At 39.1% G+C, this 20,872-nt stretch carries 16 protein-coding genes; 8 read left to right on the top strand and 8 right to left on the bottom strand.

Annotated elements, in window-relative coordinates:
- The first annotated feature begins 3 nt into the window (after positions 1 to 3).
- Positions 4 to 2,679 (top strand): aconitate hydratase AcnA, encoded by a 2,676-nt coding sequence (acnA, locus tag CKY02_RS00695; protein WP_112893846.1) that lies wholly within the window; start codon positions 4 to 6, stop codon positions 2,677 to 2,679.
- Positions 2,680 to 2,874: 195 nt separating this feature from the next.
- Here acnA and ribA read toward each other — a convergent pair whose 3' ends face one another.
- A complete protein-coding gene (gene ribA, locus CKY02_RS00690) occupies positions 2,875 to 3,471 on the bottom strand; it encodes a GTP cyclohydrolase II (RefSeq protein ID WP_112893845.1) in 597 nt (198 codons plus the stop codon).
- Between the two features lie 772 nt (positions 3,472 to 4,243).
- Here ribA and CKY02_RS00685 point away from each other — a divergent pair.
- From CKY02_RS00685 to CKY02_RS00660, 6 genes are all read left to right on the top strand, one after another.
- Positions 4,244 to 4,555, top strand: a complete 312-nt coding sequence (locus tag CKY02_RS00685; protein WP_112893844.1) for a LapA family protein — start codon at positions 4,244 to 4,246, stop codon at positions 4,553 to 4,555.
- Between the two features lie 6 nt (positions 4,556 to 4,561).
- Positions 4,562 to 5,731 (top strand): lipopolysaccharide assembly protein LapB, encoded by a 1,170-nt coding sequence (lapB, locus tag CKY02_RS00680; RefSeq protein WP_112879394.1) that lies wholly within the window; start codon positions 4,562 to 4,564, stop codon positions 5,729 to 5,731.
- Between the two features lie 44 nt (positions 5,732 to 5,775).
- Complete coding sequence (gene pyrF / locus CKY02_RS00675; RefSeq protein WP_112893843.1) at positions 5,776 to 6,522, top strand: orotidine-5'-phosphate decarboxylase; 747 nt, start codon at positions 5,776 to 5,778, stop codon at positions 6,520 to 6,522.
- Complete coding sequence (yciH, locus tag CKY02_RS00670; RefSeq protein ID WP_112879392.1) at positions 6,512 to 6,838, top strand: stress response translation initiation inhibitor YciH; 327 nt, start codon at positions 6,512 to 6,514, stop codon at positions 6,836 to 6,838. The genes pyrF and yciH overlap by 11 nt, the downstream gene beginning before the upstream one ends.
- A gap of 400 nt (positions 6,839 to 7,238) precedes the next feature.
- Positions 7,239 to 7,844: a TetR/AcrR family transcriptional regulator gene (locus CKY02_RS00665; RefSeq protein ID WP_112893842.1), complete on the top strand. Its 606-nt coding sequence runs from the start codon at positions 7,239 to 7,241 to the stop codon at positions 7,842 to 7,844.
- 24 nt (positions 7,845 to 7,868) lie between these two features.
- Positions 7,869 to 8,348: a nuclear transport factor 2 family protein gene (locus tag CKY02_RS00660; protein ID WP_112893841.1), complete on the top strand. Its 480-nt coding sequence runs from the start codon at positions 7,869 to 7,871 to the stop codon at positions 8,346 to 8,348.
- A gap of 74 nt (positions 8,349 to 8,422) precedes the next feature.
- Here the strand turns inward: CKY02_RS00660 and CKY02_RS00655 are convergent, their stop codons facing one another.
- Both CKY02_RS00655 and CKY02_RS00650 read right to left on the bottom strand, forming a co-directional pair.
- Complete coding sequence (locus CKY02_RS00655) at positions 8,423 to 8,713, bottom strand: hypothetical protein (protein WP_238399054.1); 291 nt, start codon at positions 8,711 to 8,713, stop codon at positions 8,423 to 8,425.
- Entirely contained in the window at positions 8,676 to 8,957 is a 282-nt protein-coding gene (locus CKY02_RS00650) for a DNA-binding protein (RefSeq protein ID WP_238399053.1), read from the bottom strand. Before CKY02_RS00650 ends, CKY02_RS00655 begins: the two co-directional genes overlap by 38 nt.
- Positions 8,958 to 9,312: 355 nt before the next feature.
- On the opposite strand from CKY02_RS00650, the gene CKY02_RS00645 reads away from it, so the two are divergent.
- Complete coding sequence (locus CKY02_RS00645; protein ID WP_112893839.1) at positions 9,313 to 10,662, top strand: Fic family protein; 1,350 nt, start codon at positions 9,313 to 9,315, stop codon at positions 10,660 to 10,662.
- Positions 10,663 to 10,849: 187 nt separating this feature from the next.
- Here the strand turns inward: CKY02_RS00645 and CKY02_RS00640 are convergent, their stop codons facing one another.
- From CKY02_RS00640 to CKY02_RS00620, 5 genes are all read right to left on the bottom strand, one after another.
- Positions 10,850 to 15,766, bottom strand: a complete 4,917-nt coding sequence (locus tag CKY02_RS00640; RefSeq protein WP_112893838.1) for a putative adhesin — start codon at positions 15,764 to 15,766, stop codon at positions 10,850 to 10,852.
- A 513-nt stretch (positions 15,767 to 16,279) separates the two neighbouring features.
- Entirely contained in the window at positions 16,280 to 17,329 is a 1,050-nt protein-coding gene (locus CKY02_RS00635; RefSeq protein ID WP_112893837.1) for a carbon-nitrogen hydrolase family protein, read from the bottom strand.
- A 414-nt stretch (positions 17,330 to 17,743) separates the two neighbouring features.
- A complete protein-coding gene (locus CKY02_RS00630; RefSeq protein WP_193493023.1) occupies positions 17,744 to 18,160 on the bottom strand; it encodes a hypothetical protein in 417 nt (138 codons plus the stop codon).
- Between the two features lie 195 nt (positions 18,161 to 18,355).
- Positions 18,356 to 19,306 (bottom strand): hypothetical protein, encoded by a 951-nt coding sequence (locus tag CKY02_RS00625; protein ID WP_112893836.1) that lies wholly within the window; start codon positions 19,304 to 19,306, stop codon positions 18,356 to 18,358.
- 313 nt (positions 19,307 to 19,619) lie between these two features.
- Entirely contained in the window at positions 19,620 to 20,786 is a 1,167-nt protein-coding gene (locus CKY02_RS00620) for a VopS family T3SS effector adenosine monophosphate-protein transferase (RefSeq protein ID WP_112893835.1), read from the bottom strand.
- Between the last annotated feature and the right edge of the window lie 86 nt (positions 20,787 to 20,872).

Genomic DNA, 20,872 nt, shown 5'->3' with positions numbered 1-20,872 from the left:
GTTATGTCGTTTGATTTAAAAAAAGTTTGTGTTTCAACACTTTCCGCTGCAAGTAAACAATATGATTATTACAGCTTACCACTGGTTGCTAAACATTTGGGTGATATTTCCCGTTTGCCCAAATCACTGAAAGTTCTTCTGGAAAATCTTCTTCGCAATATCGATGGCAATTCTGTTGTTGATGATGATTTGAAAGCAATTGTTGATTGGCAAAATACCGGCCATGCAGACAGAGAAATTGCTTACCGGCCGGCACGTGTATTAATGCAGGATTTCACCGGAGTGCCTGCCGTTGTTGATTTAGCGGCCATGAGAGAAGCGGTTCAGCGCCTTGGTGGTAATGTTGAACAAGTTAATCCACTATCACCCGTTGATTTGGTTATTGACCATTCAGTTATGGTGGATAAATTCGGCACGGAAAAAGCCTTTGAACAAAATGTTCAATTAGAAATGGAACGTAACTACGAGCGTTATCTCTTTCTGCGTTGGGGGCAAAAAGCTTTTAACCGTTTTCGTGTTGTCCCGCCCGGAACCGGGATTTGCCATCAGGTAAACCTGGAATACCTGGGTAAAACGGTTTGGCATGAAATGCATAACGGACGAGAGTTGGCTTATCCTGATACCTTGGTTGGTACCGATTCTCATACCACCATGATCAATGGTCTCGGTGTTCTAGGATGGGGGGTGGGCGGTATTGAAGCTGAAGCGGCCATGTTAGGACAACCTGTTTCCATGCTTATTCCTGATGTGGTGGGTTTTAAACTTACCGGCAAGTTACGCGAAGGGATTACTGCAACAGACCTTGTACTGACAGTGACTCAGATGCTGCGTGCCCATGGTGTGGTCGGGAAATTTGTTGAATTTTATGGGGATGGGTTAGCTGATTTGCCGCTGGCAGACAGGGCAACCATTGCCAATATGTCACCGGAATATGGTGCAACTTGCGGTTTCTTCCCGGTAGATGATATTACCCTGAGCTATATGCGATTGACAGGGCGTATAGAACAGCAGATTGAGCTGGTAGAAGCTTATTGTAAGATCCAAGGATTATGGCGAAATCCTGGTGATGAACCGGTATTTACCAGTAGTCTTGAGCTGGACATGTCGACGGTGGAAGCGAGCCTCGCTGGACCGAAACGTCCACAAGACAGGGTGGCTTTAGCGCGAGTACCTCAAGTATTTCAATCATCCGTTGATCTGGAAATGAATAAATCCCAGGGGAAAGCCATCTCAGCGCCAGTTAATCTGGATAACCAGAAGTATGAGTTAGAAGAGGGGGCTGTCGTCATTGCTGCGATTACTTCCTGTACCAACACATCTAATCCCACTGTGCTGATGGCCGCGGGGTTGTTGGCGAAAAAAGCGGTTGAGAAGGGGCTTAAACGCCAACCGTGGGTGAAAACCTCACTGGCGCCAGGCTCGAAAGTGGTGACGGATTACCTTGAACTGGCGGGCTTGATGCCGTATCTGGAGCAACTGGGCTTCAATCTGGTAGGTTATGGTTGTACAACTTGCATTGGTAACTCTGGGCCACTGCATGAATCTATTGAAGCGGCGATTAAGCAAGCTGATCTTACCGTCGGTGCCGTCCTTTCTGGCAACCGAAACTTTGAAGGCCGTATCCATCCTCTGATAAAAACTAACTGGCTAGCGTCGCCGCCGTTAGTCGTGGCGTATGCTTTATCCGGAAACATGAAAAAGGATTTGACTAAAGATCCTCTTGGTCAGGATCAACAAGGCAATGATGTCTATTTGAAGGATATCTGGCCTGATAGCAAAGAAATTGCTAAAGCGGTTGATCAAATTAAGGCTGATATGTTTCACAAAGAGTATGCGGAAGTCTTTGATGGTGATGAAACATGGCAGTCGCTGGATGTTGCGAGTTCTGCAACTTATCACTTCCAGCTTGATTCTACTTATATTCGCCACCCACCGTTCTTTAGTGAAATGACAGCAGAACCTGAAGCGATAACGGATATTCACGGCGCGAATATATTGGCTATTCTTGGGGATTCTGTAACCACAGACCATATTTCTCCGGCGGGGAATATCAAAGCTGACAGCCCGGCAGGGCGTTATCTTCAAGAACATGGGGTTGAACCTAAGGATTTTAACTCCTACGGCTCAAGGCGCGGTAATCATGAAGTCATGATGCGTGGAACGTTTGCTAATATCCGTATCCGTAATGAGATGATTTCTGGTATCGAAGGAGGATATACCCGCCATATTCCATCACAGACACAATTAGCGATTTATGATGCGGCTATGCGTTATCAGGAAGAAAAAACACCATTGGCTATCATTGCAGGCAAAGAATATGGTTCTGGTTCGAGCCGCGACTGGGCAGCGAAGGGGACTCGGTTATTGGGGGTTAGGGTGGTGATTGCGGAATCATTTGAGCGTATTCACCGTTCGAACCTGATTGGTATGGGGGTATTGCCATTGGAATTTTCTCAGGGCGTAAATCGTAAGACATTAAATCTGCGAGGTGATGAGACAATTGATATTGAAGGGATGAATGACCTCAAGCCGGGACAGATTGTTCCGGTGAAAGTGACTTATTCGGATGGGCGTCAGGAAATCATTAATGCTCAGTGTCGTATTGATACCAGAACTGAATTAGATTATTTCCACCACGGTGGTATTTTGCACTATGTTATTCGTCACATGCTGAAATAATTTTTATACCCGTTATCTTTCAAGCTGCCTCTTTGTTGGCTGCACTCGCTCACCCCGGTCACATAGTTTGCTATGCTCCCGGGGATTCACTCCCTTGCCGTCGCGATGCATCTTGAAATCCATAGGGTATACATCATACTAAAGACGGCACTGATTTATTTGAGCGCCGTCTTTTCCAGCTAGCTTACTGAGAAACTAACTTTGCTCAGGTAACAAATGACCCATTTTTCTGGCTTTGGTATCCAAATAATAAGCATTTTTAGGATTCCGGCCGGTAATTAATGGAACACGTTCTACAATATTAATACCTGTTTCGGTCATAATTTCCACTTTTTTGGGATTATTTGTCAGCAGACGAATAGCTTGAACACCGAGTAATTTATACATATCTGCACATAAGGTGAAATCACGCTCATCGGCGGCAAAACCTAACTGATGGTTAGCTTCTACAGTATCGATACCGTTATCCTGTAACGCGTAAGCACGAATTTTATTGATTAAGCCAATATTACGACCTTCTTGTCGATGATAAAGTAATACACCTCGCCCTTCTTTAGCAATTTGAGCAAGGGCGGCTTCAAGTTGAAAACCGCAATCACAACGTAGACTAAACAGGGCGTCACCGGTCAGACATTCTGAATGGATCCTGGAAAGAACAGGTTCATTGCCAGAAATAGTACCGTATACTAATGCGACATGATCTTGACCTGTGGCGATTTCTTCAAAGCCGACCATTAAAAAATCACCCCAAGGAGTGGGTAACTTGGCCTCAGCGACTCGTTTTAATTGCATTTTATTGTTCATATGTTGATTCAGACTCGTTACAAGAATAGATGTGAAAAACAATACCGGTCTGGGAAATCAGCGGACACTGCGTAAAAGATTTTCTCTGATTATAATGCGGCTATATTTTGCCATATTTACCGCGAATTATCCGTCAAAAACTTTCAAATAATCATATATAAATGGCTGTTATAACACTAACATGTTAACACTGAACAAGTTTTTAAAATGTGTATACCCGTCATCTTTCAAGCTGCCTCTTTGTTGGCTGCGCTCACTCACCCCGGTCACATAGTTATCTATGCTCCCGGGGATTCATTCCCTTGCCGTCGCGATGCAACTTGAAATCCATAGGGTATATAAAATAATCCGGTGCCAGATATGAATCCATTTACTAAACCTATTATTATCGCAACCCTGATTTTATTGTTACCACCTGTAGCTGTATTATTGGCAGGTTGGCAATGAGAGACCGGATATGCTTTTCCTTCTAGGTATATACTGTTTGCTGCAAGTTTGTCGCTACTTTTAGTGGGTTTTTTTATAGTGGTTTTTTTATGGTCGCGTCGTCACTCAGAAAAATGGCGGTTGATTAACGACAAAAAGGATTTGGCGGTGTCATTGCTTCTTATTTACACTTAATCGATGGGAAGATATCGCAAAAAAGCTGAAAGACGCATTTATCATGATAAATTGCTTCCTTTATCCAGACTGGAAATGCTAATTTAATGAGCCGTTATCCAGCATAATGTCCAAGCAACAATAGATAACAGGAAAAAATGTGAAATATTTTCTGATTTTATTACTGGTATTGGTGATCTTTGTCATTTCGATGACTCTTGGATCAAATAACGAACAGATCGTTACATTTAACTATCTGATTGCTAAAGGGAATTACTCTATATCTACACTTTTGGCTGTATTATTTGCTAGCGGTTTCGTGTTAGGTTGGGTTATCTGTGGATTATTTTATCTTCGTGCTCGTTTGTCATTAGGAAGAGCTGAGCGCAAGATTAAGCGACTTGAAGCGCAACTGGAGCAACCTGCTGAACCTTCGGTTACTCATTCATCGCTTGCACTTAGCAAGGAATAAACCCCTATGTTAGAGCTGTTGTTTCTGTTGCTTCCTGTGGCCGCTGCTTATGGCTGGTATATGGGGCGCAGAAGTGCTCAACAGGATAAGCAACAAAATGCTGATCGCTTATCACGAGAATATGTTACCGGGGTTAACTTTCTCCTTTCAAACCAGCAAGATAAAGCCGTGGATCTGTTTCTTGAAATGCTTAAAGAGGACAGTTCTGCTTTTGAAGCGCATTTGACTTTGGGGAATCTATTCCGTTCCAGGGGAGAAGTAGAGCGGGCTATCCGCATTCATCAATCTCTCATGGAAAGCGCTTCTCTGACATTTGATCAGCGTTTGCTTGCGACGCAACAATTGGGCCGCGATTATATGTCTGCGGGTTTGTATGATCGTGCTGAAAATATGTTCTCTCAATTGGTGAATGAAAAAGATTTTCGACAAAATGCGTTTCAATCACTGCTGACTATTTATCAGGCAACCAGTGATTGGAAAAAAGCCATTGATATTGCTGAGAAATTAGTCAAATCCGGCAAACATGATTTACGGGAAAAAATTGCGCATTTTTATTGTGAACTCGCTTTACAGGAGATGAGCGGTGATGATCTTGATGAGGCTATCGGTTATCTCAATAAAGCGGTTCAGGCAGATAAAAACTGCGCCAGAGTTTCTATCATGTTGGGGCGTCTGTTTATGGCCCGGCAAGAGTACAATAAAGCGGCGGATGCTTTAAAATCTGTTCTTGAGCAGGATAAACAATTGGTGAGTGAGGTGTTACCTATTCTCCAGGAGTGTTACCAGCATCGGAATCAGCTTGATGAATGGGAAAATTTCCTGAGACGTTGTGTCGAAGAGGATTGTGGGGCAACGGCCGAGCTTTTGCTGGCTGATATTATCGAGCAGCAAGAAGGGCATGAAGTCGCGCAAACTTACATCAATCATCGATTGGAGCGTCATCCGACCATGCGCCTATTTTATCGCTTGATGGATTACCACCTGGCCGAAGCAGAAGAGGGTCGGGCGAAAGAAAGTATTATCTTGCTACGGGACATGGTTGGTGAGCAAATTCGCACCAAACCTAATTATCGCTGCCATAAGTGCGGCTTTACTTCTCATTCGCTTTATTGGCACTGTCCATCATGCCGTTCGTGGGATTCGATTAAACCGATCCGTGGATTAGATGGTCAGTGACAGTGTCACCATAATATTGCTTTGTTAGTCAAAAAGGTTAAAAAATGACATCTCATACCTTAACATCGTTCGGTAGACAGGTTAGCTCGCCTGTCATTGTTGCTTTAGATTACGACAATCAGGATGCGGCGCTGGCTTTTGCCGATAAAATTGATCCACAGGATTGCCGTCTGAAAGTAGGTAAAGAGATGTTTACCTTACATGGTCCGCAGTTTGTTAAGTTGCTGCACCAACGTGGTTTTGAAGTATTTCTGGATTTGAAATTCCATGATATCCCTAATACCACCGCCAGAGCGGTAGCTGCTGCTGCTGAGATGGGGGTTTGGATGGTAAACGTACATGCGAGTGGTGGTGCCAGAATGATGACAGCGGCGAAAGAGGCGCTGCTACCTTATGGTCATGATGCGCCGTTATTAATTGCTGTCACGGTATTAACCAGTATGGAACAATCGGATCTGCAAGGTATTGGGATTGATATGACACCAGCGCAACAGGCTGAAAGGTTGGCAAAACTGGCTCAGGCATGTGGGCTGGATGGTGTGGTTTGTTCTGCGCATGAAGCTCAGCAACTGAAAAAGGTTTGTGGTCAGCATTTTCAATTAGTTACTCCCGGAATTCGCCCGACGGGCAGTGATGTGGGTGATCAGCGCCGTATCATGACGCCAGAACAGGCGGTATTGGCTGGTGTTGATTATATGGTCATTGGGCGTCCGATTACCCGTGCCGCCGATCCTGCGGCCGCATTGCGTCAAATTAATCAATCTATTGCGGGAGTGATTAATGCAAGATAATAATTCTCGGTTGGTCTATTCCACAGACAGAGGGCGTATTCAGGAAGAAACGGTTAAATCTCAGCGTCCAAAAGGAGATGGTATTGTTCGTATTCAACGTCAAACCAGTGGTCGTAAAGGAAAAGGGGTTTGCGTGATTACCGGGATTGATGCTGATGATCAGACACTGATTAAACTGGCGGCTGAATTGAAGAAAAAATGTGGCTGTGGTGGTTCAGTAAAGGATGGCGAAATAGAAATTCAAGGTGATAAAAGGGATTTATTGAAACAATTGCTTGAAGCCAAAGGTATGACAGTTAAATTAGCTGGTGGTTGACAGAAGGGCGGATATTCGCCCTTCATTCATTTTATTTCTTGGTCTAATTGTTGGTAGTGTTTTAAGATATTTATCAATAATATTCTTAAAAATTTATTATTAAAAATAATTCACAATAAAGAGATAAAATAGAATATTGTAAATATTCTATGAAAATAATATATTGATATTGTTTTTTCCTTTTAAAAATAAATTTCTATTTTTTAGTTGATATAATAAGCAAGAAATGGCAGTAGGAAATTTAATATTATCTCTTCATTTCTCTGATAAGATCATTATTAAAGGGCATTTTCGTATGGGAATGAGCAATTTTGATGATAAAGGCGACAAATATTGATAATTGTTTTTTAAATCATAGAGATAACAATTTAAATCCATTTTTTTAGTAAAGAGGTTGACTATGGAGAATGATCGTTCTACCATGAAAAACATGGAAGGTGAGCAGGTGCCCAACATCAGGGAAAACATGTTGGATGTTGTAGAGGAATTAATTTACACAAGGGGGATTGCGGCGACGGGTATCGATCTGATAACGCGCACGACCGGTTCTTCACGTAAGACAATTTATCGTTATTTTGGTACGAAAGAGGGGTTGATTGAAGAAGTTCTTCGTCGGCGAGATGAACGATGGATGCGATGGTTTACCTCATCAATAGCCGAATATAAAACACCTAAAGAGAAATTGCTGAATATTTTTTTGGTATTACAAAGATGGTTCGTAAGTGATGATTTTAGAGGATGTGCATTTATTAATACATCTGGTGAACGCCCTAATCCTGATGATCCGGTAAGAATAATTGCTAAGGAACATAAAGAGAAAGTTTTTACTTACGTGCTGTCTATTTGTGAAGAAATATCGCCGGATTCATCAGTGGATTTAGCGAGGAAGCTCCTGCTCTTAATAGAAGGCGCTATTACAACTGCGCATGTGATGAATGATACACATTATGCTTTAGAGGCGATGAATATTGCCGAGGCATTGCTGAATAAATACGATGTGAGTTAATGGAAAATTTAATTAGGAGACAATATGTCTAATACAAAAGAAATTCGCCAGCCGGTGCCGCCATTTACCCGTGAAACCGCTATTCAGAAAGTTCGCTTTGCGGAAGATGGATGGAATAGCCGTGATCCTGAAAAAGTTGCATTGGCTTATTCATTGGATACCCATTGGCGTAATCGTGCTGAATTTGTACATAGTCGTAAAGAAGCTCAGGACTTATTAGCCAGAAAATGGGCGAAAGAGCATGAATATCGATTGATTAAAGAACTTTGGGCGTTTACTGAGAATAGAATAGCGGTTCGTTATGCTTATGAATGGCATGACGATTCCGGTAACTGGTTTCGCTCATATGGTAATGAGAATTGGGAATTTAACGAAGATGGTTTGATGTACAACCGTTATGCTTGTATTAATGATCTTCCGATAAAAGAATCTGAGCGCAAATTTCATTGGCCTTTAGGTCGCCGCCCTGATGATCATCCTGGATTATCTGAGTTAGGGTTGTAATCCTTTTCAGACGACAGTCGAGACGTGGCTGATGTGCAGTACCTCCGTCGGGGCCTTCTGATTAACGGAAGAATTCAGAAGGCCTGCACCTTGAATTTATCGTTTAAGATGAGACAGATTACGGTTAATGCGGCATTACGGCGAAGGAACCGGTCCATAAGCAGCCGTCCCCAGCCATCCGGCAGGGAATCTGCGATGAAGCCAGGAAGCCAGTCCTCAAAGTGCTCAAAATTCGCGTAAGTATCTATGGAAACACCCACTGTTCCCCACGACCACTGTAGATCACTTGTAGCCGACTCAGTGATCGGTACTGAAAGTTTTGTGTCGTCATTTTTTTGAGTCTCCTGATTGATGAGCGCGGCCATGGCCGGAGGGTTTCCGAGACGAACGTTGGGTTCGCCGGGCGCGCTGGCGAACCGGTGCTTTCATGGCTTCGAGCTGTGCAATGCTGATCTGTTGTGGCGCAAACAGGGATTTAATTTCGTTCTCCAGACGCAGAGTAAAGACGACCTTCATGAAATTCTCAAGCGTGCCCCGTCCGCTGCCTTCAAGTTTTTTGAGCGCAGAGACGGAAATACCGCTCCTGAGCGCTAGCTCTGTCTGGAGCATGTTACGCCGTAACCGATGCTCCCGGAGGCGGTGCCCAAGTTCTGCCAGCAACTCTGGTTCGGTATAAAGTATTAGAGCCACAAATACACCTCTTAAGTTTAAATTTTATAGTTAAGAGACTTTATTATACCTCTTATTTTACTAAAATATGGTATAATCCACCGCTGATGATTCACGATATTTAAGGAAAAACAGAGACTGAGGGACGAGAATGATGTGGTTTTATCGGGATTTGACCACCCGGGACATCCCAATATGTTTCAAACAGTTCATGAATCTGGTTTATTCGTGTTGATCCCCTTAAGGATTTACTGTCATACTTACCTATACATCAAATTTTAAAATGTGAGGTAATATGGCAAAACATCCTGTAGAACAATCACCTAAACTTAATTTTTCAAATTTAGATTTTGTTAAATTCGGGGAATACCTCAGTGAATATAGTATTGTTGATAAACAAGGAAGATACCTTCATTGGAGTCAGCTTAAGTGGCGAGTTCCTAGTAAAGAAGCTGAACACATCTGGTATGCGGTAAAGTTCTGTAGAGATCAGGTAAAAAAAAGTACGGGCTTATTTGATAAAAGCGGGAATGAGTTTAGTTTTTGTATACATGATGCACTAGAACCAAAGTTGCACAAAATTGTACAACTTGGTGCCGGTAAAGTAGCTGCAATTGCAGGATCTCAAGCATCAGATAATGTTCAACAGAATTACTTAGTATCATCTTTACTGATGGAAGAAGCCATCACCAGCGCTCAATTGGAAGGTGCGGCAACTACCCGAGCTGACGCAAAAAAAATGCTAGAGGAAGAATTAGCGCCCAGCACTCCTGATGAGAGAATGATTCTGAATAATTATATGTTATTAAAGCTAGCGGATAAAAGAAAACAAGAACTCCTTACAAGGGATCTGATGCTTGAATTTCACAGAATAGCGACTAATGGCGTATCTGAAAACGAAAATATACCGGGGGAATTTAGATGCAGTAATGATATCTACATTGGAAATGATGACAATCCATTATTTTACCCGCCAAACTATAAGGAGTTAGAAAATAGGTTAGAAGAATTATGTGCTTTTGTTAACGAAAATCATAATGGAGAGGATGGCAGGAAATTTATACCACCAGTAATAAAAGCGATTATTCTTCATTTTATGATGGGGTATGAACACGCATTTAGAGACGGGAATGGCAGAACTGCAAGGGCAATATTTTATTGGTATATGCTAAAGAATGGATATGATATTTTTGAATATATTTCAATAAGCAAGGTTATCAAGGAGCACGCTAAGGACTATGGTATGTCATATCTTTATGTTCAAAAGGATTATGGGGATTTAACTTATTTTATCGATTTTAATGTTAATGTTATTCTAAACGCATTTGATGAATTACAAGAGTATTTAAAAGTAAAAACAAAAGAATTTTATGAAATTGTCGATGTGTTGGAAAATTCAAAGTATAAAAATAAGCTAACCTTCATTCAAAAAGATTTAATTAAAAAAGGTGTAAAAGAACCCGGAAGATTGTTTAAAGTGAAATCGGTTCAAAATGTATATGATGTTAGTGAAAATACAGCCAGAAAATTACTTAGAGAGCTTGAGGCAATGAATATATTTCTTCCTATAAAAATAAGACGGACAACTTATTATATTGCCCCCGCAGATCTACGTAGTAGGCTAAATAAGATATCAAAATCGTAGGATGCTTTTTCTTACTCCTCACGGCGCGAGGAATAAGGCTGGATTCCCATACCAAGTGCAAAGATTTTCTGACAGAAGTGTTCGTTCTCGTAATAATTCCTAGCGCAGAATTAACACAGTTTAAAATAAATAAGGCGAGAAAACATTTCCCGCCTTAATTTAGTGTTTCAAGTAATACAAAAACCTTTTAATTATCTATCAATAAGAAAGGTGCTATGCCGATAATTTTTTCTGTTATGAGATTATGATGTAGATTTACCGCAATAATAGAATAAATAATTGCTCCATCCGGCGTGAGAGTCGCCGATCGTTTAGAACGTGAAAGAATCACCGTTGGTTGTAGTTTGGGTTCATAACCACCGCCAAGACCGGTATCATGTACTGATTTCATATTTATTCTGTTTAATTCTTCACGACAGGCAACAAAGGTTATTTCATCATATTTTGCCATCCTTTCGTCGGTTTTCAGCAGCGTAAAAATATCGGACAATTTTTTACGATTCCCCGCTTCCGGGCTGACTAATAGTGTGTCATATTTATTGATATTCGTACTGTCTGTTCTATTTTTCCATACTGCCGCCTTCACTTCCTCATCAGGCATTTTCTCATAATATTTGATACCGTAATTTCTTACCTTGCCATGATTAACTGTATTGGCTTCTACTCCAGTGGCTAGCAGATAATTTTCAATATCATTGGTAGTCATATTCTGAATATCGTTCACGGTAAACGTTTTATCACCTATTCTTACATTAGCCAGACTTGCTATGTTGCCTGCTTTAATTGTTGCATAAGGTTGTACAGTCAAGCCGCTATTACCCAATGTAACATCAAAGGGAGAATTCAATGGACTTTCCGGTGCTTCCAATAAGGTTTGACCGTGAGGACCAAGAAATTGAATCGTTTTTCCCGCGGGGACTTGCGTCGTTGCACTATCAGAGAAAAAATATCCATGTGAACTCAGCATTAATCTATTCGCCGGTTCATTAGGTACTGTCCATAATTCGAATGCACCGCCAAGCTCAATTTTTTGTGGTTCAAGTTGAGGATATTCTTTTTTTAAAATCTCAATTTTGAATTTTGCTTTTCTTTTTCTAATATCAGCTAATCCAATATCTATATCCATCCCTGGTTTTTTATTCTCTTTTCGCCATTCCTTCACTCTATTACGGTAATCAGTAGCTGATTCACCGGGCATTTTTTCAGGTTTTCCACTTCCCACACCCATGACATTACGGTGTGATTCATTTGTGCTTATTCTAGTACTTGTTAATGGGATTTGACTATCACCTTTACCATAATAAGGTTGAATAACATACTCGCTTTCACCTTTGAATATGGCATATTCTGCTCTGAATCTATTTTCAGTCAATAAGGCAGAATTGTTTTCTAATAAATAGCCAGAATTACTGAAATCAAATAACGTATTTTTATCATTGGAGTAATATTTTGTTCCCACAATGCGTGATTCTTCCAGCAAAGAAAAACCGCCACTAACTTTTTGATCAATTATTTTATTATCGATAGAGGTAAACCATGTTGGGTAACGATTATAATAGATATGTAGCATCTCATGATATAAAGCGATAGCAGGTTCACGGGAACGCCAGGGCTCCTCGACAAGTTTTTCTTCTGTGCCAATTAGGTGATTCTCTGGGTCAAAGGTAATACTGCTACCGGCGCTATTACGGGCATAAAATTGACCATCTTTTTCGCGTACAATGGCATCCATCGTCGGTGGTTGTATATTTAAACCTTGTTTTTCAAGCTCCTGAATAACGATATTTCCGGAAGGGATTTCACTTATTTCATCTAGTACGTGAGTGACTTGATTAATAAATAGATCATTACCTGTTATTGTGATCCCGACAGGAGGAATATCTACACGGTTACTCTCTATGGATGTGTATTGTATAGTTTTTTGGATATTACCCGAAGAGTATTTTGGCATCGGTGTGCTAGGTATTTCTTCAATGGCTAGGGCAATTTTATTGATTGCTGATGCATTAGGTAATTGATTTCCAACAGGATAGATTTCTCTCAATAGATAAGGCAGTTCGGTTTTGATGGCATTAATTTTTTCAGCCGAAATACTGAGGTTTTTTGGTAATGGATTGTTTTGTAATGGTAAGGTGACTTCACGTATCCAGGCTTGTTGGATATTCACTATCTCTGTGTTGAGTAGGGCTTGTTTATTTCCAAGTTTTAGGGATTTCTCCAAGAAATGGGTTAATGTGTCAGTAATATCTGATAGTTTATCGATATCATACTTTTCATGATCTTTGAATGCAGTATTGATATGAATAAATGCATCCAATATTTTATCATTATTAATATTACTGCGTGCTGCTTCAAGTTCCTGATCTATTTTTTTACTCTGCTCCAGGATAAGAAATTTATTAGATACATCGGTATGAGTAATCCAATGGCCATTTTTATCTAATTTCACCGCAGGCCAGTAACTAAATTGTTCTGGATAAGCCGGGTTGGCTACGCGCCAGGTGTGGTTTGCTTCATCCCATTTGACTTGATAATCAGCACCAGATTCCTTTATATAGTAGTTCTGTTTAATTGCTGTTTCCACATTAGCAGGGCGTATTGAATAGATCCCTTTATATATTCCCTCATTTGCATGAGGGACCATTTCATCGAGTGAAATATTGCTGACTTTCCATTCATTTTTAAGTTTACCAATCCCTCTGGTGCTTTTGCTAAAAATATCGGCGAAACTTTTCTCAAGTTTAATGCTATTTTTTATCATACCTACTGCGCTTACAACTCCTCGGTAAGTTAAGGTCAGTGTTGATCTAATCGGTAAAGGTTCGATTAAATCAATTAATCCGCCGAGCAGAATGCGAGAAGATTGACGTAAAGTGATTACGCCATGCTCTGGTAATGTTCTGATAACCGCTGTAATTAAAGCTCTTCCGGTTAGACCGGCTTGTCTGAGGCGCAATGTGGTCTGTGTGACTTTTGCAGCCATTGATTCAGTCAATGACATACCTAGGGTAGCAACAACTAACAGCACATTTGCTGTATCAAAGACAATGGAGCCAATATCCTCTCCAGTTAATTTATATTCACTATCGGTTGTTGCTTTATAGATAACATTATAGAAAGGAATAAGAATGGTTGCCGCGATATGCCAACCAGAGGTAATATCCAGGGCCTGTTTACTTTTTATTGCAATATCGTTTAAGCCTTGCTGTATTATCGTTGTGGTAACAGAAAGTAAGTTCTCTTCTTTATGAAAATTAAATTTAGGTGAACCTGTGAAGCTAATTCCGACATTCATTCCTGAAGTTATACCATAATAATCATTCCAAAATGCGTCGTAAGAATATTTATATCTGTTTGTTTCTGAGAAACCACTCAAGGTTTTGGCCCGTTCATAGCCAATTGGGAAAAGTCTTTTTCCTGTACGAACCATTCTATTTGCCATTAATATCCCCATGCCTATCTCTATTTTTTGCTCAATTAAAAATAGTGCATTGGGTCTAGACATAGCACGTAAGGTGGGCTGGCTATCAACTTGTTGTTGGGAATATTTTCTTGCTTTCACTCCTCCTTGTATTGTTGAGACAACCAACCAATTACCCTGATACATTTTTATCATGGCGACATTTCCCATGCCGTGTTCGACTGAATAGAGAAAGGCTTCTTCTGGTGGATTAACAATCTCTTCGGCAGTTAATTGCGCAGCCGGAGATGAAAGTATTAACTTACTGAGTGAAATGGATTCATAATGACTGTATTTGTTTTTATAAACATTAAATTGCTCATTAAAATTATATTGTGAATCAAATTTATCTCTCTTTTTGAAATCAATAAAAGAAAAATATCCTGCTGGCTTTACGTTGCTTTTATTGAAAGGATTAAGTTTTTGCTTGTCATTTTCAAATGATTTTATTGTTTCTAATGTAGAATACTTAAATGCTTGTTCCTCATTGGAATTCTCTTTTCTCATTCGATAAATGATTGCGGCTGTTAAAATAATACAGCCTTCCATTTCAATATGTTTTGATTCTTGAGAAAGAACATGATCAGTATCATAGTGAATGTTATGTTTTTTAAATAATAATTCAGCCTGATCTTGGGCAAAAATGATATCGCGATAATCACCATGACCTTGAGTCATTTTTCCGATTTTAGGGGCAATCTGATATAATAGGGCACCTAATGAAGATAAGACTAATAAATGATACTTAGCAGCTTGTAGAGTTTGTAGTTCAAAAATATCTTTCTGACTATACTCGGTACGATGTTGTTTTTTTAATGCTACCTCTTCTTTGGCTAGTAGAGCTAATAATATGTCATCTCCAATGCTGATACTTTGGTTTGTTTCTGGATGAATAATCGGAATGCCTGGATTAATATTATTAGCAGAAATTAAACTATTCACCTTTTCAATGCCTTTTTTATAGGATTTGAAAAGATCTTCTTTATCTTTGATTCGTTGGTTATAATCTGATTTTTCTTTATCACTTAACGTTACATTGCCATCTGACATAAAAGTTAGCAATGCATCTGAATAGACCTCATCATCGATTTTTCCGGTAGAGAATGCCTGACGATATATTTTTAGTAAAGGTTCTTCCGCATTGATACCCAGTTCCTGCCATATATCGGCTTTAGTTTGATCTGAATTGACTTTATTTTTATTTATGCTTGATAATTTTTCATGAATTTCTATTTTTGATATTAAAATATTGATTGCTGTATCGATATCAAAACTATCATAATTTTTTATGAAAAAAAGGTTGAATATATTGTTAATGTTATGCAGTAACTCAGAGTATTTTATTTCGGAATATTCATTGAAAACGGCGTTCACAGCTTGTTTTAAATTTTGTTGTAATTTAGTTGAGTATTTATTATAAGAAAATAAATTTTCTATGATATATAGACTCACTTTTTTAATATCAGAGGTTATCCAAGTTGGATAGTCTTGATTGCCTTTTAATAGGTAAGTAAAAATATTATCACTATTTTTATCATTTTTCGTATTATATTTAAAATACTCTCCATTGACCACGGTATATTTATTTTCTTTTGATTGATAGGCATCGTTTTTATTTTCGACATCATATTCAAAATGTGACATATAATCCTCCAAGTTGATTAAATTTATTATTTATTTAGCTATATAGCTACCGTATCCATCTGATTTATAGAAATGATTGCTCATATAAAAATATTATTTTTTGATTTTAAGGTCACAATCGTAAGGCAGGGTGATTATAGTTGATCTTGGTTAATATCAAATATCAATTAATAACATCATAAAATTATTAATTAGTATAACTATATATAAATATTTATTTATAGTTTTTTATAATATGGTCAAATATAAACCAATATATCCATTGATAGGTGGGTTGAAAGGCTTCTGTAGCTAATACGGGATGTTTATTAAAGTTACTCTGTAGTGAATAGTGAATAGTGAATAGTAGGAATAGTACATATTTGTAAAAAAATGGAAAGAGAAATGTTATTACTGTGAGGGGGTGATGCTAATTAAATATTTTGGATTGATTGGAATGCAGCCGTGTAATTGGAGAAATAACGTAGTTAAATCACGGCTGTAAAATTTAAAATAAACTGATTTTATCCGTTATTATTTGGCATAGATATTATTCGCTGTAGACGCTTTTTCTAATGGCTCACAAATACTCTCTTTTTCAATACAGACTTCGCTATCACAGCAATAGTCTTGCTTCATGATAACTGGTTGACGTCGGGTTTTATCTAAAAGAAGGCAGGTGACATCAGGTCGAGAATAGTGTCCAACGGGGTCTGCAACCGCTTTTGCTAAGGTAATCGCACTTAGATCGATATCTGCATACAGTAACCCTTCTTCATTTTGGGGTAATGGCTTGGCAAGTTGCTTGCCGTCCGGACCGTATATACAGGCATAACCTCCGCCTATTTCAAGCAGAGATTTGTGTTTTTCAGTTTGGCACATCATATCGATCATTTCTTGGGAAACCAGAGCGCAAGCGCCAATGAAGAAACATTGACCTTCTAATGCATATACGCTGCTTACTGCCGTATTCATTTCACCGGACAGGCCATGAACATGTCCTTTATAGACAGAAAAACTGGGCCAGGCACCGATATGGATTTGTTCATCTTGGGCAAACATCGCGTATTTTGATAGAGGTTGGATATGTTCCCAGCAGTTTAGGGCGCCAACTTTACCAAGGGGCGTCTCAACAACGCTCAGGCCACTGCCATCACTTTCACCAAAAAGTGTTCTTTCTACATGAGTAGGTTTTAATTTTCTCCTTGCTAATAATGTTTTGCCGGTCTGATCAATGATGGATTGGGATATATAAAGAGTGCCTTTATCTTTCTCGCTGAAACCAAGCACCACCATAATATTATTATCGGCGGCGGCCTGTTCAATACGTTGGTATTGATGACTACCGATAATTAATGAATTGTTGTGATACTGCTTGAGAAATTGCATGCCCCAGAGAGGGGAATCCAGCCAGAGGAACCACGGATAGCCCGGTATCCAAGTTTCAGGGAAAGCAATCAACTTAGCACCATTATTAGCTGCTAATTCAATTAACGTGATAGTTTTTGCAACGGTAGCTTCAAGATCAAGGAAAATAGGTGCAGCCTGAACGGCGGCAACACGATATGTTGTATTTGTTGACATAGTTAGTTATCTCTTTGGTGTAGGGGTATCCATCATAATGTGGATTTTAAGTCCAATGGTATAGAATTTACGCTTTATTTTAGAATATATAACTGTGTCCACATTTTTTTAGTAAAAAATACCCTTGTTTTATATTATGTTATTTTTGTATGCAATAATTGCTATTTTTTTATAGAAAAAACTTATTGATGCGTAAAAGTCAATATATCGATCTAGAATTATTTGTCTGATATCGGTCATAAATCAAACTACTTCGGAGCTATAATGTTATTTTTTGATCATTGAAATTAAAAAAATCCCTGACAATATTTGCCAGAGATTTTTTTATAAAAGACTATTTTTATGTTTGATTAATGGAAACTTGTTCTTTTTTACCGCCTTTTAGTCCATTCAGGAGGGCTGATAACTAGTCGATCAATTTTTTTTGATTGATAGCAAGTGGCCAGGCAATGAGCGATCTTCATATTGCCAGGTTTGCACCGTACTTGTTGCATTTATGTTCAAAACCGGACGAGCTTCAATATCTCTTAGTGTCACCGTGCACCCGGCATCGGCGCTGATTGTACTCAGTACTGTGCCTGTCAGGTCATACTGCCAGTCGAAATTGGGTTGTACGGTACTATTTGTTTGCATCAAGTCATATAAACGAGGGTCGATGCTTTGAGCCAGATTTCCGTGTAAATCATATTGATGGCGGGTAATGAGTATATCGGTATCGCCGCCCTTTTGGGCACGGTGGAAAGCAATCTCTCGCACGGTCAATCCTCGATTGTCCAATACATTGACTGTAGGCGTACCGGCATATATGGCCGGGTCGAAGGTGGATGTCATTTTATTTATGCTCCTTGATTTGATGGTTGTCCTAAAGAGAGATGAAAGTGGAATTTGGAGAACAGTGTTGCTATTTATTTAGGTGAGCGTTGTGTGTTCCAGATATATTATTTATAGATTAACAATATATTAATAATTGGAGTCTATTTTTGATAAATAATTGCGATTATCATATATAGATCTCGGAAAATATAATCATTCTCTTCCCTTTAAAGGAGAAAATATTCTCCCGAAGAATGTATTTAATCTAGATATTCTTTCACCATTTCCTTGAGTAGCTATGTTTCTTTTATTACTCTTAGGGACATAATTTTGCCATAGCTCTGGATCTTCATCCCACGGTGCAATTGTCTCTTTATCATCCTTGTAAAAATGAATTCTTTCTCCGAGCCTTTCTCTATTTCGATAAGCGTAACGTAATTCAGAAGCTGTAATTGATTCGCCAGGACCGGCTTCCAAAGGAGTAGAACCTTTTGTTTTATTAACGACTTGTTCGATATTCAGACCATCAAGAACAAAATGTATCTTTGTTTTTCCATTTCTGGCGGCCATTTCTATGCCTAATTTGCTGCCTCTTTTCCAAAGTAATTTAGGTGCTAATGCGGCAAGAGCCCATGAGTGATAATAGTCAGAATCATACTTACTGGCTGTTTTTTCATATATCTTAGAAAGATTAAATTTAGGATTTTTCTTTCCGGTATTAAAGTAATACTCCCATAGAGGATACCATCCTCTTTCATCTGAAATTACATCCTGTTGTAATTTATTTGACACTTTAATGTTTCTGGAATATTTTTTTGGATTATCGAATAATTTTTCTAACTTTTTACTATTATCTTCTGGTTTTTTTCCTGAATGCCTATTCCAAATATTCTTTGAAATACTATTATTATAAACATCTATAATCATCGGAATACTATTAGGATTTTGTGAATCAAAATCAGGATTAGCGCTTCTTATATAGCGTCCTCTTTTAGCAGCAAGTCCATAAAACAGATCGCCATTTTCTTGATTATAATGGAATATTTTAGGACCCAATTCCAATTGGCTAGTAACATCCATATTTTTCTCATTATTTTCAACAGCATCATTCAATTTGATTTCCGGCTTTCTCTGTTTTTCTTTCTCATTATATTCATGTTCCATATTATCACCTTTAGGTTAATTCTCTGTTAATTATTCTGATTTATAATTACTAAAATCTTGTTTTATCATCTTTGCAGTTGTTGGAATAAGTGTTTATATCTTTCAATTATTTAATGTTATTTCTGATATTTCAAAAAACATATTTTTTAAGGCTTAGTTTAGCCTATTTATTTTTATTAACTATCAGTGCGGGATCTTGTATTGCTTGGTTTTTTCCTCATTCCTACCGTAGCAACTGTTGCCCATTCTGAAAAATGGCACTTATAGTCGAATCTAGCTATCTATTTACTCAGGGTAAAATATAGTCTTTTTTTCAGTGGATTCCGTGCAAAGCATTTTCTGTCTTGACAGAAAGAGGGGAGAACCGGTTCGCCCTCAGTTCGGTAAGTGCGTAGAGAAGACGTCCCATCCTACCATTACCATCGGTGAAACCGTGAAAACCGACGACAGCGGCAAAGAGTTGTTTACCAATCTGGGGATCTTCCTTATCTAATGTTTCTAAATGACGCTCCAGCATTGCGGCACCGCCTATACTAGAAGGAAGGCTTCCCCCGCTGATTGCAGGACCACGATAATCACGCTCTATGTTTGGAACTAATCTATGATGAAGTTCCTTAAGGACTTGGCTATCAGCGAGATCCTTCCCATTATGAGTATACTCCTTGAGTAGCGCGGTGAAGTTACTCCACTCATTACCGCCCGAAGTGGATGCCTTAAGGATCCAGGCAGCAGCGCGGTCAACATTATCAGTTAACTTACTAGGGTTATAAAACGTTTCAGGAAGGGTTTCCGCGTAAATGCCCTGGCTAAGATCTTTGCCTTTTATAGCTTCCTGATGACGTTGGGCTGCCAGTAAGTTTTTCTCTTCCATCATCAAAACTGGCTCAAGATTAGCGATAGCATTAGCTGCCGAAGGTTGCTTACGCAATTGTTCAAAGTTGACGAAAGACTGTTCAGGGGCAACTAATTTGTTGGTCAATTGAGCTGTTGCCTGGCACCCCATCAGATCCTGTAATTTTTTACCGGTCTCTGTATTTTGTAGCGATTCTGACATAGCCCGCTGTAGCAGAAGAGAATGTTCATCCGACGCTACTTTCGTCGTTTTATGTATATCTACTGTTCTTAATCGCTCTAGTACCTGTTCTGGTGTTTGCAAACTGTTATCCTTAAACAACATACGAGCATGATTGACCGAATTTGTACTCTGTAGACGCTGTTGTTGCGCCTCTTCTGTAGAAAAGAGAGTTTTCGTCGCTTCTTTGGCCCTTGAAGCGCTACTGCCATGTAAGAAAAGTTTATTTACCCCTTCAAAGAAACGGGCGAAGTGGTTCTTTTTTGGATCCGTACGCAGAACCTTTTGTAGATCTACATCAATATGATATTCACGGCCGGCAATTTTTAGTTCACCTTCGTCACGAACTTGTTTTTGTTTTCGTGATGAGGAATTCTTTAATGCAGCAAGATTCTCAAACTCGAACATAGATTATTCTCCTATTAGAGAGACGATTGTAAGGTATTTTTTTGTTTATTTGTAGTCATTATTTTAATGATATTATATTCCGCTAT

This window comes from Photorhabdus bodei (assembly GCF_003287735.1).
In the GTDB taxonomy this organism is placed as follows: Bacteria; Pseudomonadota; Gammaproteobacteria; order Enterobacterales; family Enterobacteriaceae; genus Photorhabdus; species Photorhabdus kayaii.
Note: the sequence above shows the minus strand (reverse complement) of the source record. Positions and strands in the feature narration are given on the sequence as shown.